16 protein-coding genes are annotated in these 12,749 nt (G+C 54.7%); 8 read left to right on the forward strand and 8 right to left on the reverse strand.

Annotated features, from left to right (window positions below; translation table 11 throughout):
• The 5 genes from RCCS2_RS07755 (at position 1) to RCCS2_RS07775 (ending at position 2,904) form a co-directional block, all read left to right on the forward strand.
• Positions 1-426, forward strand: coding sequence for an HPr kinase/phosphorylase (locus tag RCCS2_RS07755; protein WP_008232975.1), 426 nt, complete (start codon positions 1-3; stop codon positions 424-426).
• The gene (rapZ, locus tag RCCS2_RS07760; RefSeq protein WP_008232976.1) at positions 423-1,337 is read left to right on the forward strand and encodes an RNase adapter RapZ; all 915 of its coding nucleotides are present in this window, start codon (positions 423-425) and stop codon (positions 1,335-1,337) included. Before RCCS2_RS07755 ends, rapZ begins: the two co-directional genes overlap by 4 nt.
• Positions 1,334-1,729 carry a PTS sugar transporter subunit IIA gene (locus RCCS2_RS07765; protein WP_008232978.1) on the forward strand — a complete coding sequence of 132 codons (396 nt, stop codon included), beginning with the start codon at positions 1,334-1,336 and terminating at the stop codon, positions 1,727-1,729. Before rapZ ends, RCCS2_RS07765 begins: the two co-directional genes overlap by 4 nt.
• Entirely contained in the window at positions 1,726-1,995 is a 270-nt protein-coding gene (locus RCCS2_RS07770) for an HPr family phosphocarrier protein (RefSeq protein ID WP_008232980.1), read from the forward strand. Before RCCS2_RS07765 ends, RCCS2_RS07770 begins: the two co-directional genes overlap by 4 nt.
• A gap of 69 nt (positions 1,996-2,064) precedes the next feature.
• The gene (locus tag RCCS2_RS07775; protein WP_008232983.1) at positions 2,065-2,904 is read left to right on the forward strand and encodes a lysophospholipid acyltransferase family protein; all 840 of its coding nucleotides are present in this window, start codon (positions 2,065-2,067) and stop codon (positions 2,902-2,904) included.
• A 67-nt stretch (positions 2,905-2,971) separates the two neighbouring features.
• Here RCCS2_RS07775 and RCCS2_RS17885 read toward each other — a convergent pair whose 3' ends face one another.
• The gene (locus RCCS2_RS17885) at positions 2,972-3,466 is read right to left on the reverse strand and encodes a MarR family winged helix-turn-helix transcriptional regulator (protein WP_008232990.1); all 495 of its coding nucleotides are present in this window, start codon (positions 3,464-3,466) and stop codon (positions 2,972-2,974) included.
• A gap of 54 nt (positions 3,467-3,520) precedes the next feature.
• Here RCCS2_RS17885 and alaE point away from each other — a divergent pair, with 54 nt between their 5' ends.
• A complete protein-coding gene (alaE, locus tag RCCS2_RS07785; protein ID WP_008232991.1) occupies positions 3,521-3,961 on the forward strand; it encodes an L-alanine exporter AlaE in 441 nt (146 codons plus the stop codon).
• Positions 3,962-4,043: 82 nt separating this feature from the next.
• Here alaE and RCCS2_RS07790 read toward each other — a convergent pair whose 3' ends face one another.
• Positions 4,044-4,919: a 3-hydroxybutyryl-CoA dehydrogenase gene (locus tag RCCS2_RS07790; RefSeq protein ID WP_008232992.1), complete on the reverse strand. Its 876-nt coding sequence runs from the start codon at positions 4,917-4,919 to the stop codon at positions 4,044-4,046.
• A gap of 159 nt (positions 4,920-5,078) precedes the next feature.
• Between RCCS2_RS07790 and RCCS2_RS07795 the strand changes: the two genes are divergently transcribed.
• On the forward strand, positions 5,079-5,924 hold the full coding sequence (locus RCCS2_RS07795; protein ID WP_008232993.1) for a DUF6473 family protein: 846 nt from the start codon (positions 5,079-5,081) through the stop codon (positions 5,922-5,924).
• A gap of 51 nt (positions 5,925-5,975) precedes the next feature.
• Here RCCS2_RS07795 and RCCS2_RS07800 read toward each other — a convergent pair whose 3' ends face one another.
• From RCCS2_RS07800 to RCCS2_RS07825, 6 genes are all read right to left on the reverse strand, one after another.
• Complete coding sequence (locus RCCS2_RS07800) at positions 5,976-6,902, reverse strand: electron transfer flavoprotein subunit alpha/FixB family protein (RefSeq protein ID WP_008232994.1); 927 nt, start codon at positions 6,900-6,902, stop codon at positions 5,976-5,978.
• Positions 6,902-7,660 carry an electron transfer flavoprotein subunit beta/FixA family protein gene (locus tag RCCS2_RS07805; RefSeq protein ID WP_008232995.1) on the reverse strand — a complete coding sequence of 253 codons (759 nt, stop codon included), beginning with the start codon at positions 7,658-7,660 and terminating at the stop codon, positions 6,902-6,904. The genes RCCS2_RS07800 and RCCS2_RS07805 overlap by 1 nt, the downstream gene beginning before the upstream one ends.
• A 165-nt stretch (positions 7,661-7,825) precedes the next feature.
• Positions 7,826-8,398 (reverse strand): cob(I)yrinic acid a,c-diamide adenosyltransferase, encoded by a 573-nt coding sequence (locus tag RCCS2_RS07810; protein ID WP_008232996.1) that lies wholly within the window; start codon positions 8,396-8,398, stop codon positions 7,826-7,828.
• A gap of 3 nt (positions 8,399-8,401) precedes the next feature.
• Positions 8,402-8,608, reverse strand: coding sequence for a twin transmembrane helix small protein (locus RCCS2_RS07815; protein WP_008232997.1), 207 nt, complete (start codon positions 8,606-8,608; stop codon positions 8,402-8,404).
• Positions 8,609-8,670: 62 nt separating this feature from the next.
• A complete protein-coding gene (locus RCCS2_RS07820) occupies positions 8,671-9,498 on the reverse strand; it encodes an SDR family oxidoreductase (protein WP_008232998.1) in 828 nt (275 codons plus the stop codon).
• 45 nt (positions 9,499-9,543) lie between these two features.
• Complete coding sequence (locus tag RCCS2_RS07825; protein WP_037293741.1) at positions 9,544-9,987, reverse strand: SH3 domain-containing protein; 444 nt, start codon at positions 9,985-9,987, stop codon at positions 9,544-9,546.
• A 329-nt stretch (positions 9,988-10,316) separates the two neighbouring features.
• On the opposite strand from RCCS2_RS07825, the gene RCCS2_RS07830 reads away from it, so the two are divergent.
• Positions 10,317-12,659, forward strand: coding sequence for a DNA topoisomerase IV subunit A (locus RCCS2_RS07830; RefSeq protein WP_008233000.1), 2,343 nt, complete (start codon positions 10,317-10,319; stop codon positions 12,657-12,659).
• Positions 12,660-12,749: the final 90 nt, after the last annotated feature.

Genomic DNA, 12,749 nt, shown 5'->3' on the forward strand with positions numbered 1-12,749 from the left:
ATGCCTGCACCCGACACCCTACATGCATCTTGTGTGGCTTGGGAGGGTCGGGCTGTTGTTATCATGGGGGCAGCTGGCGCTGGTAAATCTGCGCTGGCGTTGACCCTGATGGCGCTGGGGTGCACCCTGGTTGCGGATGACCGTGTGCAATTGTCAGTCCAAGACGGTGCGGTCATGGCTGCAACCCACCCCAATATCCAAGGTCTTATTGAAGCGCGCGGCGTCGGCATCCTGAATGCAACCACGCAACCGACGGCCCGCGTCGCGTTGGTGGTCGATCTGGATCGCGTCGCAGTAGAACGATTGCCACAGCCGGGTATCTTCACGTATTTGGGATACGATCTGCCCTTGATCTGCCGGATTGATGCACCACACTTTGCACCTGCGATATTGCAGATTCTCAAGTCTGGTTGGAGCGATAGATGACCAAAACAGGTCAGGACCCAATGACGGCCGCGCCAGCAGTTGTGCTGGTGACAGGCCCATCCGGTGCTGGTCGGTCCACCGCGATCAGAGCGCTTGAAGATTTGGGTTATGAGGTGATCGACAATCTGCCACTTTCGCTTTTGCCGCGTTTGCTAGAGGGTCCACCACCTACGCGCCCGCTGGCATTGGGGGTTGACGTGCGTAACCGTGATTTCAGCACATCGGCCTTGATTGATACTATTGATCGGCTGACCGGTAAGGGCAAATTGACGGCGCAAGTGCTCTATATGGATGCCGCGGAAGAGGAGCTTGTCCGCAGATATTCTGAAACGCGGCGACGGCACCCGCTGGCACCGGCTGGTTCACCGTTGCAGGGCATCGCAGCCGAGCGTGAATTGCTGATCCCGATCCGCGCGCGTGCGGACGTGTTGATTGATACCACCGGGTTATCACCCCATGACGCAAAGGCAGAGGTGGAAAAGTGGTTTGAGACTGGCGATGGGCGCAAGCTGGGTGTGACGCTCCATTCGTTTTCCTACAAGCGTGGTCTGCCACGTGGCATGGATATCATCATGGATTGCCGCTTTCTGCAAAACCCACATTGGGTCGAAACGCTGCGTGATCTGGACGGTCGTGATCCGGATGTCGCCAAATATGTCGCCGCTGATCCCCGGTTTCCGGCGTTCTTTGATCAGGTAAAGGGGCTTGCTGATTTGTTGCTGCCTGCGCACCGTGATGAGGGCAAGGCGCATCTGTCTATCGGGTTTGGCTGCACAGGTGGCAAACACCGTTCCGTCGCAATGACCGAGAAACTGGCAGAAGCCCTTGCACAAGACGGATGGCATGTGTCTAAACGACACCGCGAGTTAGAGCGGCGCGCGGCCGAGGGTATTAAGGAAAACGCGGTTTGATCGGGATTGTTATCGTCGCGCACGGGGGGTTGGCGCAAGAATACCACGCTGCGGTTGAGCATGTCGTGGGGCCACAGCCGGGCATGGTTAGCATCGCCATAGGTCCCGAAGATGATCGCGGCATCAAGCAAGACGAGATTTGCAACGCCGCTGATGGTGTCGATACCGGGGATGGGGTGGTCATCGTCACAGATATGTTCGGGGGATCGCCCACTAATCTGTCATTGCGGGCCTGTAGCCCTGATAATCGCCGTATCCTTTATGGGGCCAACCTGCCCATGCTGATCAAATTGGCCAAGTCGCGTAACGCCACCGTGCCAGACGCGGTCGAGGCGGCGATCACAGCAGCCCACAAGTATATCAACAGCCATAACGGTGGGCTGCCACAATGACCCAAATGCGTCTTGAAATTCAGAATATCAAAGGGCTGCATGCGCGCGCGTCGGCCAAGCTGGTTGAAGTGGTCGAAAGCTTTGATGCGGATGCGACCGTTACCAAAGACGGTGAAAGCACTGGGGGCGACAGCATCATGGGTCTTTTGATGTTGGCAGCTTCTATCGGAACCTTTATTGAAGTTGAAACCCGTGGACCGCAAGCAAAAGAGCTCGCAGCGGCGATTGAGAACCTTGTCGCTGATAAATTCGGTGAAGACGACTGACTGACACGTGGATCGCATAGGACAAGCACATTGACCGACACGACCCCCAAAGCCTCTGCCCGGCCGGTAATGTCCGAAACGCCACCCCGCGTCTATGATCGTGGTGCGCTGACGTACTCAAACACGTTCGACAGCCCCATCAAACGCAACATCATCAAAACGATCGAGTGGTTCACAGGTAAGCTTCATATCGTCCGCATGATCCGCAAGTTTGAAAAACGCGGCAAACTGCACGGGCAGGCGTTCTGGCGCGGCGCGCTGGATGTGATGGGCATTGACGTGATCACCCCGCAGGAACAGCTTGACCGCATCCCTAAAACTGGCCCTGTTGTGATTGTTGCCAATCATCCGCATGGCTTGGTTGATGGCTTGGTTTTTGCGGAGTTGATTGGGCGTGTGCGGACAGACTACCGCATCCTGACGCGCGCCTTTTTGACGGATATTGACGAAGATGCCGGTAATTTTCTGATCCCGGTTCCGTTTCCGCATGAAGAAGGCGCACAGGCCAAGATGGTCGAGATGCGCAAGCAGGCAATGGCATATCTGAAAGAAGGCGGCGTGATCGCTGTCTTCCCATCCGGCGTGGTCGCGTCGTCCAATTCAATGTTCGGACCCATGGTCGAGGACGAATGGAACCTGTTTACTGCCAAAATGATCCGTATGTCCGGGGCCCGCGTCGTACCTTTGTTCTTTCCGGGTGCGAATTCGCGGTGGTATCAGATGGCGAACCAAGTGTCGGCGACCCTACGCCAAAGCCTGCTGATCCATGAGATCGTGAATGCCTGCGGGAAACCACAAAAGCCGGTCGTTGGCCATCCGTTTGACGACCAAGAAGTAAAAGAACGCCTGCAAGACCAGCGCGCCTGTATGGACTGGATGCGGGAAGAAACGTTAAAGCTGAAAGAGTAGAGCAGACGTGGGATATGCGTTTTGTGAGGTGAAGCGCGCTTTCGCTGACACCACACCAATAGCTGCTTTAAGCATCTGTCCTGACGGGACAGCTATGGCACGCTTCCACATCACAGAAGCGGCATCCTCGGGTCGCATCGTCCTCGGAATAGGTGCGCGATGACAGGAACTTGTGCGCCAACTGGACGAAGGCCGCCCGATCCTTTTTATTCAGGACACTCAGCATGCTTTGGGCGACAGTGCTTTGGGCGTTCAGCATCTCGTCATAACGAACTCGTCCCAAGGTCGTAAGGGTCAGACCAACCGCACGTCCGTCCTCTTTTGATGGGCTGCGCTTGGCGATACCGTCAGCACACATCCTATCGACCAATCGAACTGTGGCGGCATGAGACAAACCTAGCAATCCGCTGAGATGCCTGATGCTAAGTGATGGCGCACGCCCGATATACGCAATGGCCTGTGCAGGTTCGTTTCGCGGCGCGAATACGGCAACAGCGTGCCCGAGTTCATCGGCAAAATGTAGGCATAGGGCTGAAATCGCGTTTGTATCACGTTGGTTCATAATACCGAAAATATATGCGTTGCACATACAGAGCAATAGCATAGATTTATGTGCATGACGCATATGATTCCATATGGAACGCGAGTTTGGCTCGCCGACAACATCGCTCTTCTGAGTTTCTTCACGCTCACGGGTGTTCTCAACGAACGGTTCATCGCCGGGATGGAATGGGATGAGGTTCTTGTTGCTAGACTGATTGGTGCGCCACTTATGATCCTGACGGCGCGGCCTTATGGCATTTGGCGAGACTGGGTACTATTGAAATCAAACGCGCTGCAAAGCGGTCGAGCCAAACTATTCTTCTTCGATACGCTTGCTTTGTTCAGCTTTCAGGTACCAATTTACGCGATGATTATATGGCTTGGTGGAGCGGCCGGCGCGACGCTAGTTTCTGGTATCATCGGAGCTGCCATAATTATGCTCATCTGTGGTCGTCCATACGGCCTTTGGCTTGACACTGTGCGTATCTGGATGGGCGTATCGACCGTGGAGTGATCACGATCTATCTGAAGCCCAAAGCTGCTATACGTATCAGGCGCAGCATCTATAAATTGGCCTCAAATCTGCAACACATCTTCTACCGTGTCGGCACCGGTGTATCCCCCCGATAGTCATAAAAACCGCGTTGCGATTTGCGCCCCAACCATCCGGCCTCGACGTATTTTGTCAGCAGCGGGCAGGGGCGGTACTTTGTATCTGCCAGCCCGTCATGCAGCACATTCATGATTGCAAGGCATGTATCCAGGCCGATAAAATCGGCAAGTTCCAGTGGCCCCATGGGGTGGTTCGCGCCAAGTTTCAGTGATGTATCAATAGACTGGACAGAACCGACACCTTCGTAAAGCGTATAGATCGCTTCGTTGATCATCGGCATCAGGATACGGTTGACGATAAAGGCGGGGAAATCTTCGGCTGTGGCAGAGGTTTTGCCCAAACGCTCAACCACGCCATGGCAGGCTTTGAATGTCGGCTCATCCGTTGCGATCCCGCGGATTAGTTCGACAAGCTGCATGATCGGTACAGGGTTCATAAAGTGAAACCCCATGAATTTTTCTGGCCGGTCAGTGCGGGACGCAAGGCGGGTGATGGAAATGGAGGACGTGTTTGATGTCAGGATCGTGTCGGGCTTTAGATGTGGAACCAAGTCTTCGAAAATAGCGGTCTTGATGGTTTCACGTTCGGTCGCGGCTTCGATGATCAGGTCGGTTTTACCCAAATCTGTCAGGGTTGGGGTTGTTCCGATCCGTTTCATCGCGTCCGCTTTTTTGGCAGCCGTGATCAGGTCTTTGCTGACCTGCCGTTCAAGGTTGCGGTCAATCAAAGCGACAGCATCGGTCAGCGCGTCTTCACTGATATCGGTCAGCAACACCTCGTAGTCGGCCAAGGCAAAGACATGCGCGATGCCGTTGCCCATCTGTCCTGCGCCAACAATGCCTACCTGTTCAATTGCCATGATCAATCCTTTGCGGGTTCAGCGCACCATAGGCCCCAGCGGGGGGCAGCTTCAAGGCGGCAGAAAGCGTAAAAGTTTCATCGAATGCCTCTATTAGCAAAATCGCAAAGGATTTCGACGAATCTGTTTCTCGGGTGATAAAGAAAAGGGGTCGAAGCCATGAAACATGAAAAGATTGAAAACGGTGATCTGTCCTATTCGCCGTGCCGATATGGGGCTTCTCGTATGTTGTTTCGGGGGCCACGCAAACGGCTTGATCTACCCTACATCGCCTTTATTGGCGGGACCGAAACCTATGGAAAATTTATTGAAAAACCGTTCCCACACCTAGTTGAAAAAGCCATGCGCCAGACGTGCGTCAATTTTGGCTGCGTGAACGGCGGGATTGACGCCTTTGTCAACGATCCAACGGTCATGGGTATCTGCTCAGAGGCGGATTTGACGGTCGTGCAGGTGATGGGCGCCAACTATTTGTCCAACCGCTTTTATTCTGTGCATCCGCGCCGCAATGACCGGTTTTTGCGTGCCTCGACTGTTTTGCAGGCGATCTATCAGGATGTTGATTTCTCGGAATTTTCTTTTACCCGGCATATGTTGGGCGCACTGCATACAAAGTCGATCGAACGCTTTGATACGGTGGTGAATGAATTGCGAGAGGCATGGACAGCGCGAATGCGCAACATGCTTGGCCAGATTGGTGACCGCGTCATCCTGATGTGGTTTTCAGAAGATCTGATGACCGATGAACATTGGTCCGAACGCCCCGGGCAGTTGCAGGTGGATCCTTTGTTCATCACCGCCTCAATGATTGATGAATTGCGACCGATGGTGAAAGACGTGGTTGTGGCAAACCCGACAGAGCGGGCAGTGTCCCAGGGATCACGCGGCATGTTCTTTCCAGCGTCACAAGCCAAGGCCGCATCAGAGATGCTGGGCGTTGATTGTCATGTTGAGGCAAGTGCTGCTTTGATTCCTAAAATCCGCGACCAGCTTTATTCAATATAAAAAGGGCCCGCGCATTTTGCGCAGGCCCTATTCAAACAAATGCAGTTGGGGTTAGAGCTTGCTTGTCAGCTCTGGCACCGCATCAAAAAGGTCGGCAACCAGACCATAGTCGGCCACTTGAAAGATCGGTGCTTCTTCGTCTTTGTTGATTGCGACAATGATCTTGCTGTCTTTCATACCGGCCAGGTGCTGGATCGCACCTGAAATGCCAACAGCAACATACAGGTCAGGTGCGACCACCTTACCTGTTTGGCCGACTTGCCAGTCGTTTGGCGCATAGCCGCTGTCGACCGCAGCGCGGGATGCACCCACAGCAGCGTTCAGTTTGTCGGCCAGCGTTTCGATCAGGGCAAAGTCTTCTTCCGACCCCACACCGCGACCGCCTGACACAACAACACCAGCGGACGTCAGTTCAGGGCGGTCAGAGGCCGCAACCTTGTCTTCCACCCATTCGGACAGACCCGGATCACCAGCGGCACCAATGCTTTCGACAGCAGCAGTCCCACCCATCGCAGCGGCGTCAAAGCCTGCTGTCCGAATTGTCATGACCTTTTTGGCATCCGAAGACTTTACCGTTTGAATCGCGTTGCCTGCGTAGATCGGGCGCTCGAACGTGTCAGCGTCAACGATGGCTGTGACTTCAGAGATCACCATCGCATCCAACAGTGCCGCGACACGTGGCATGACGTTCTTGGCGTCAGTCGTGCCGGGTGCGGCGATATGGGTATAGTCGCCAGCCAACGACACGATCAGGTCAGCAGTCGGTTCTGCCAAACGGTGACCAAGGGCTGCATCTTCGGCGCAAAGCACTTTGGAAACACCTTGAATGGTCGCAGCTTCGTCTGCCGCCGCTTTTGCAGATGCACCGGCGCAAAGCACAGTGACATCGCCCAAAGCCTGTGCTGCGGACACAGCTTTTGCAGTCGCATCAACGGCCAATGCGCCGTCAGTGACTTCACCAATGAGAAGAACAGCCATTACACAGCCCCCGCTTCTTTGAGTTTTTCGACAAGTTCATCAACGGAACCAACCATGATACCCGCTTTGCGTGCTTCTGGTTCGGTTGTGCTGACAATGCTCAGGCGCGGTGCGACATCGACGCCGTAATCGGCTGGCGTCTTTTCATCCAAGGGCTTTTTCTTGGCCTTCATGATGTTGGGCAGCGACGCATAACGTGGTTCGTTGAGGCGCAGGTCAACGGTTACGATTGTCGGCATTTTCACCTTGATCGTTTGCAGGCCACCGTCGACCTCGCGGGTCACAGTGGCGCTGTCGCCGTCTATATCAACTTCGGATGCGAAGGTCGCCTGGGACCAACCGAGCAGAGCGGACAGCATCTGGCCTGTGGCGTTCATATCGTTGTCGATGGCTTGCTTGCCGCAAAGGACCAGACCGGGTTCTTCTTCTTTCACGATGGCGGCAAGGATTTTCGCAACGGCAAGTGGTTCGATATCCGTGTGTACGTCATCAGTTGCGACAACCAGGATTGCACGATCGGCACCCATCGCAAGGGCAGTACGCAGTGTTTCCTGGCTTTGCTTAACGCCAATGGACACGGCGACCACTTCATCAACCTTGCCTGCTTCGCGCAGGCGGATGGCTTCTTCCACGGCGATTTCATCGAATGGGTTCATCGACATTTTGACGTTGGCGAGATCAACACCGGAACCATCCGCTTTGACACGAACCTTCACGTTGTAATCGATCACGCGCTTGACGGATACGAGGACCTTCATCTGCGTTACTCTCCTAAGAATCTGATCATTTACGTTCTCAGGATGTTGTTATCGTGCGCGTGGCTGGGAAAACAGTGCAAAATCGACGCGCCAAGGGCTACCGACGCCACGTTCTTGACGTGCACGTCAGTTGCTCAGCGTAAGGTGGATTACGATCCATCCATCCTACCGGTTGGCACCCGGCACCCAAAGTACGTCGTTTTTGCCGTTGTCATTGGCGATCCGGGACGCTTGAAAACACCAGTCCGACAGCCGGTTCAGGTATTTCACCGCTGCTGGGTTCACCGATTCCATCGTGGCCAGTTCAACCGTCAAACGCTCGGCCCGCCGCGAGACTGTCCGGCAAAGGTGCAGCTGTGCGGCCAAAGCCGAACCACCGGGCAGGATGAAACTGCGCAATGGTTCGACCTGTTTGGTCATCTCATCAATCTGGCCTTCCAAACGTTCCACCTGCGCATCAGTCATGCGTAGAACAGGGTATTCAGCTTCGCCATCCTTTTCCATATCGGGGCGGCACAGGTCCGCGCCCAGATCAAACAGATCATTCTGGATCATCGCCAATTGCGCATCCATGTCACCGGTTGCATGCAGCCGGGCAAGACCGACGGTGGCGTTTGTTTCATCGACCGTGCCGTAGGATGTCACCCGTAAGGAGTGCTTTGCCACGCGGCTGCCATTGCCCAGTGCCGTTTCGCCCGCATCACCGGTTTTTGTGTAAATTTTGTTGAGAACAACCATAGGTCAGCTTCCTTCGCCACGTAGATAGACAAAAATAAGGATCATCACGACGGCCAACAATTGGGCGCCGATCCGCCAGCGCATAATCTTGTTGGCGTGCTTGCGGTTATATTCGCCACCTTTGCCAAAGCTGCCCATGCCCCACATCAAAATGCCAAGCACAATCAGTACTGACAGTGACATCAACCAAAAAAGGGGATCGTCCGCCATCGTTTCTTGTCCTTTGTTCGTATGCCTTGCGATGTAGCAGGCGGGCCGGGGAAGGAAACCCTTTAGACCCTCAAAATCACCGCATCCAAGAGTCGGGTCGGAAGGATGCGCCGCAAAAACCCCATCAGATAGGTTGGCTTGGTCACATAATAGCGCGGCTTTGGTTTGGAGGAGGTGAGCGCATGCAAAATCTTTTTGGTCACCGCAGAGGGAGGCAGTTCAAACTGGTCCGGTTCCCGTTTTTCATAAAGCCGCTGTCTAAGCTCATCATATTGCGCGGCACGCGCCGACGATTGCCAATCAATCCATTTCTCAAAGTGCGGGATCGCGTTTTCGCGGATTTTTGCAGTGATCGGGCCCGGTTCTATCATGATCACTTTGATGGGCGTATCGCTCATTTCCAGGCGGAGCGTATCTGTCAGGCCTTCAAGCGCATATTTTGTCGCAGCATAAGCGCCGCGCCAGCGCATTGTGACAAATCCCAGCACCGATGAACAATTGATGATCCGGCCATGTCCTTGTGCCCGCATCACCGGGATGACCAGCCGGGTCAATTCATGCCAGCCAAAAAGGTTTGTCTCAAATATTTCGCGCAATGCGCCTGTAGGTAGGTCCTCGACCGCACCAGGGCAGGCGTAGGCCCCGTTGTTATATAGCGCATCCAACGTACCGCCTGTGGCCTCAAGCGTTTCTGCCAGCCCTGTGACAATGCTATCGGCGTCGGTGTAGTCAATGTGCGGGCTTTCAAATCCTTCGGACCGCAGTCTTTCACAATCTTCTAGCTTGCGGCAGCTGGCAAAGACCCGCCAGCCTGCGTTTCGCAATCCGTGTGCCGCGTCATATCCGATGCCAGAGGAGCAGCCGGTAATCAGTATTGATTTCTGTGTCATCACCCGTGTTTGCAACGTTTTCGCGCGCAATGACAAGGCGGCTTATCAGTCGCTGAGTAACCACGACGCCATCCAGCCCACTTGACCAGTTTCCAACAGGCGAATGCGCGCCCATTGATCGGCGGTTTCATCAATGATTTCGGCTTCGGTGCCGCGGGGCAATGTCGTGACTACGCCAAAGTCCGTACCGGGCCCTTGGCGCATATTGACCCAATCACCTGCAATGATCCGAATATCGCGTCGCGGTTCGGGTGTATCGCCTGTTTCGTCAGTTGCATCGAACTGAGGTGCAACCGTTTTAATGACAGCCGGTTCACCGGTCATTTGGGTGTCAAACGTGGAAACTTCAGTCAAAGACGCCTGTATCACATGACTTGTTTCAGCGGCAGAAGGTGCCTGCGCAACCTGTACTGGCGCTGGCGACGTAATGATGGGTTGGTCAAATGGCACATAATGATCGGCCCAGTCAGAGGTATGGGCTTTTGCCATTCTTTGAGTTTCGCGTTCTGACTTTGGCACAAAATCCATGCCGCCAGACATCTCAAAAAACACCCAAAAAAGTAGCAAAGTCGACGCAGTTAAAAATCTAGTCATAACATCCCCAATCGGCGCTTAACAGTTGTGATAAGAACCCTTTGACCTGCGCCTTGGTTCCCACGGCATGTAAAAAAGCCTTGCTATGACATCACTTGCAGACCTGTGATTTCGTTATCCGCAAACCCAAATGACACGCTGGCGCTATTGTCAGATATGCGGGTTTTGCAACGTCATGTAATCGCGGCTTTACGCCAGAATCCTGTCCCGCTACACCAGTGCTTATGAGTGATGACAGCGATACCGGTCTTGGCCCCAATGACGTAACTGAAACGCTGCGGCGTGCGATTGGTGATCGTTATCTGACATATGCGTTGTCCACGATCATGCACCGTGCGCTGCCTGATGCGCGTGATGGGTTAAAACCTGTGCATCGCCGTATCCTTTATGCGATGTCGCGCTTGCGCCTGTCGCCTTCTGGTGGGTTTCTGAAATCTGCCAAGATCAGCGGCGATACAATGGGTGATTTCCACCCGCATGGTGATGCTGCGATTTATGATGCCATGGCGCGTTTGGCGCAGGACTTTAACGTCCGTTATCCGTTGGTCGATGGTCAGGGGAATTTTGGCAACATCGACGGCGATAACCCCGCCGCGTCCCGGTATACCGAGGCGCGCATGACAGCGGCGGCAGAAGCGCTTTTGGAAGGCTTGTCTGAGGACAGCGTTGATTTCCGCGACAATTACGATGGGCGCCTGACCGAACCGGCAGTCTTGCCGGCCACATTCCCCAACCTGCTTGCCAATGGGTCCAGCGGGATTGCTGTGGGGATGGCGACGAATATTCCGCCCCATAACTTGCATGAATTGATCGACGCCTGTTTGCACCTGATCAAAACGCCTGATGCACGTGATGATACGTTGCTGAACTATATTCCCGGTCCGGATTTCCCGACCGGTGGCACAATTGTTGAACCGGCCGAAAATATCGCAGAAGCTTACCGCACCGGGCGCGGATCATTCCGTTTGCGCGCGAAATGGGAGGTCGAGGATCTGGGCCGTGGCACATGGCAGATCGTTGTGACCGAAATCCCGTATCAGGTGCAGAAATCCAAGCTGATCGAGAAACTGGCCGAGGTGATCCAGCTTAAGAAAGTGCCGCTGCTGGCCGATGTCCGCGATGAAAGCGCTGATGACATCCGCGTTGTGCTGGAGCCGCGCGCAAAGACCGTCGATCCAGAGGTCATGATGGGCATGCTGTTCCGTAATTCCGATCTGGAAACGCGGTTTAGTTTGAATATGAACGTGCTGATTGATGGGCTGACGCCGAAGGTTTGTTCGCTCAAAGAAGTATTGCGCGCGTTTCTTGAACACCGCCGCGATGTTCTGGTGCGCCGCAGCAAGTACCGGTTGGAAAAGATCGACCACCGGCTTGAGGTGCTTGAGGGCTTTATTATCGCCTTCCTGCATCTGGACCGCGTGATCGACATTATCCGCTACGACGACGACCCCAAAAAGGCCCTGATGATTGAAGACTGGGCGCAGGATCACGTCCGCGCCACATCCGAGGCAGATTATCGGTCGCCTATCGTGCCAGGGGCCGATCCAGAGGTCTCACTGTCTGAGGTGCAGGCCGAGGCAATCCTGAACATGCGCTTACGGTCCCTGCGCCGTCTGGAAGAGCTGGAACTGATTGCCGAACGTGACGCGCTGATGGAGGAACGCGCCGGGATCGAGGATTTGCTTGAAAGCGACGACCTGCAATGGGCTAAAATCGCCGAGCAGCTGCGCGAAACCCGCAAGATTTTTGGCCGCGACAGCGAAGGCGGCGCGCGACGCACGCAGTTTGCCGAAGCCGCTGAGGTGGTCGAAGTCCCACTTGAGGCGATGATCGAGCGCGAACCGATTACGGTTGTCTGTTCCCAGATGGGATGGGTCCGGGCGATGACGGGCCATATTGATCTGACCCGCGAATTGAAATTCAAGGACGGGGACGGCCCACGTTTCATCTTCCATGCAGAGACGACCGACAAACTGTTGGTCTTTGGTGCCAATGGCCGTTTCTACACGGTAGGTGCCGCGAATCTGCCCGGCGGGCGCGGAATGGGCGAACCGCTGCGCCTGATGATTGATCTGCCCAATGATGTGGAGATTGTCGATTTTCTAATCCACAAGCCCGGCGAAAAACTGTTGGTCGCATCCGCAGAAGGCAATGGTTTTGTCGTGCCCGAAGAAGAAGTTGTCGCACAAACCCGGAGCGGTAAGCAGGTTTTGAACGTCAAAGACACCATCGCCAAGGTCTGTCACCGCGTCGTGGGTGACCATGTTGCCGTGGTGTCGGAGAATGCGAAATTCCTTGTCTTTGAAGTTGGCGAACTGCCCGAAATGAATCGCGGCAAAGGCGTGCGTATCCAGAAATACAAAAAAGCCTCTGGCCGTCAGGGCATGTTGGAACTGGATGGCGGCTTGTCCGACATCACGACCTTTACATGGGACGATGGGCTGTCATGGGCCATGGGTGGCGGCAAAACCCGAACAGAGCCTGACATGACCGACTGGAAAGGCGCACGCGCTGGGGTTGGCAAACGCCCACCCTATGGCTTCCCTAAGAATAACCGGTTCAGCTAGCACCGTTTGTCACCAAAAATTCACGGAAAATGAGCGGCTGTCATCAGATGGTTACGCCGCCGTTACGCATTTGAATCGCATCGCCCTGAT

The organism is Roseobacter sp. CCS2, assembly GCF_000169435.1.
Lineage (GTDB): Bacteria > Pseudomonadota > Alphaproteobacteria > Rhodobacterales > Rhodobacteraceae > Yoonia.

Coding starts and splice junctions, on each gene's coding strand:
- RCCS2_RS17885 (WP_008232990.1), bottom strand. CDS start 3,466: ATGAACCAACGTGATACAAACGCGATTTCAGCCCTATGCCTACATTTT.
- RCCS2_RS07790 (WP_008232992.1), bottom strand. CDS start 4,919: ATGGCAATTGAACAGGTAGGCATTGTTGGCGCAGGACAGATGGGCAAC.
- alaE (WP_008232991.1), top strand. CDS start 3,521: ATGACGCATATGATTCCATATGGAACGCGAGTTTGGCTCGCCGACAAC.
- RCCS2_RS07800 (WP_008232994.1), bottom strand. CDS start 6,902: ATGGCTGTTCTTCTCATTGGTGAAGTCACTGACGGCGCATTGGCCGTT.
- RCCS2_RS07775 (WP_008232983.1), top strand. CDS start 2,065: ATGTCCGAAACGCCACCCCGCGTCTATGATCGTGGTGCGCTGACGTAC.
- rapZ (WP_008232976.1), top strand. CDS start 423: ATGACCAAAACAGGTCAGGACCCAATGACGGCCGCGCCAGCAGTTGTG.
- RCCS2_RS07830 (WP_008233000.1), top strand. CDS start 10,317: ATGAGTGATGACAGCGATACCGGTCTTGGCCCCAATGACGTAACTGAA.
- RCCS2_RS07815 (WP_008232997.1), bottom strand. CDS start 8,608: ATGGCGGACGATCCCCTTTTTTGGTTGATGTCACTGTCAGTACTGATT.
- RCCS2_RS07770 (WP_008232980.1), top strand. CDS start 1,726: ATGACCCAAATGCGTCTTGAAATTCAGAATATCAAAGGGCTGCATGCG.
- RCCS2_RS07825 (WP_037293741.1), bottom strand. CDS start 9,987: ATGGCAAAAGCCCATACCTCTGACTGGGCCGATCATTATGTGCCATTT.
- RCCS2_RS07755 (WP_008232975.1), top strand. CDS start 1: ATGCCTGCACCCGACACCCTACATGCATCTTGTGTGGCTTGGGAGGGT.
- RCCS2_RS07820 (WP_008232998.1), bottom strand. CDS start 9,498: ATGACACAGAAATCAATACTGATTACCGGCTGCTCCTCTGGCATCGGA.
- RCCS2_RS07795 (WP_008232993.1), top strand. CDS start 5,079: ATGAAACATGAAAAGATTGAAAACGGTGATCTGTCCTATTCGCCGTGC.
- RCCS2_RS07810 (WP_008232996.1), bottom strand. CDS start 8,398: ATGGTTGTTCTCAACAAAATTTACACAAAAACCGGTGATGCGGGCGAA.
- RCCS2_RS07805 (WP_008232995.1), bottom strand. CDS start 7,660: ATGAAGGTCCTCGTATCCGTCAAGCGCGTGATCGATTACAACGTGAAG.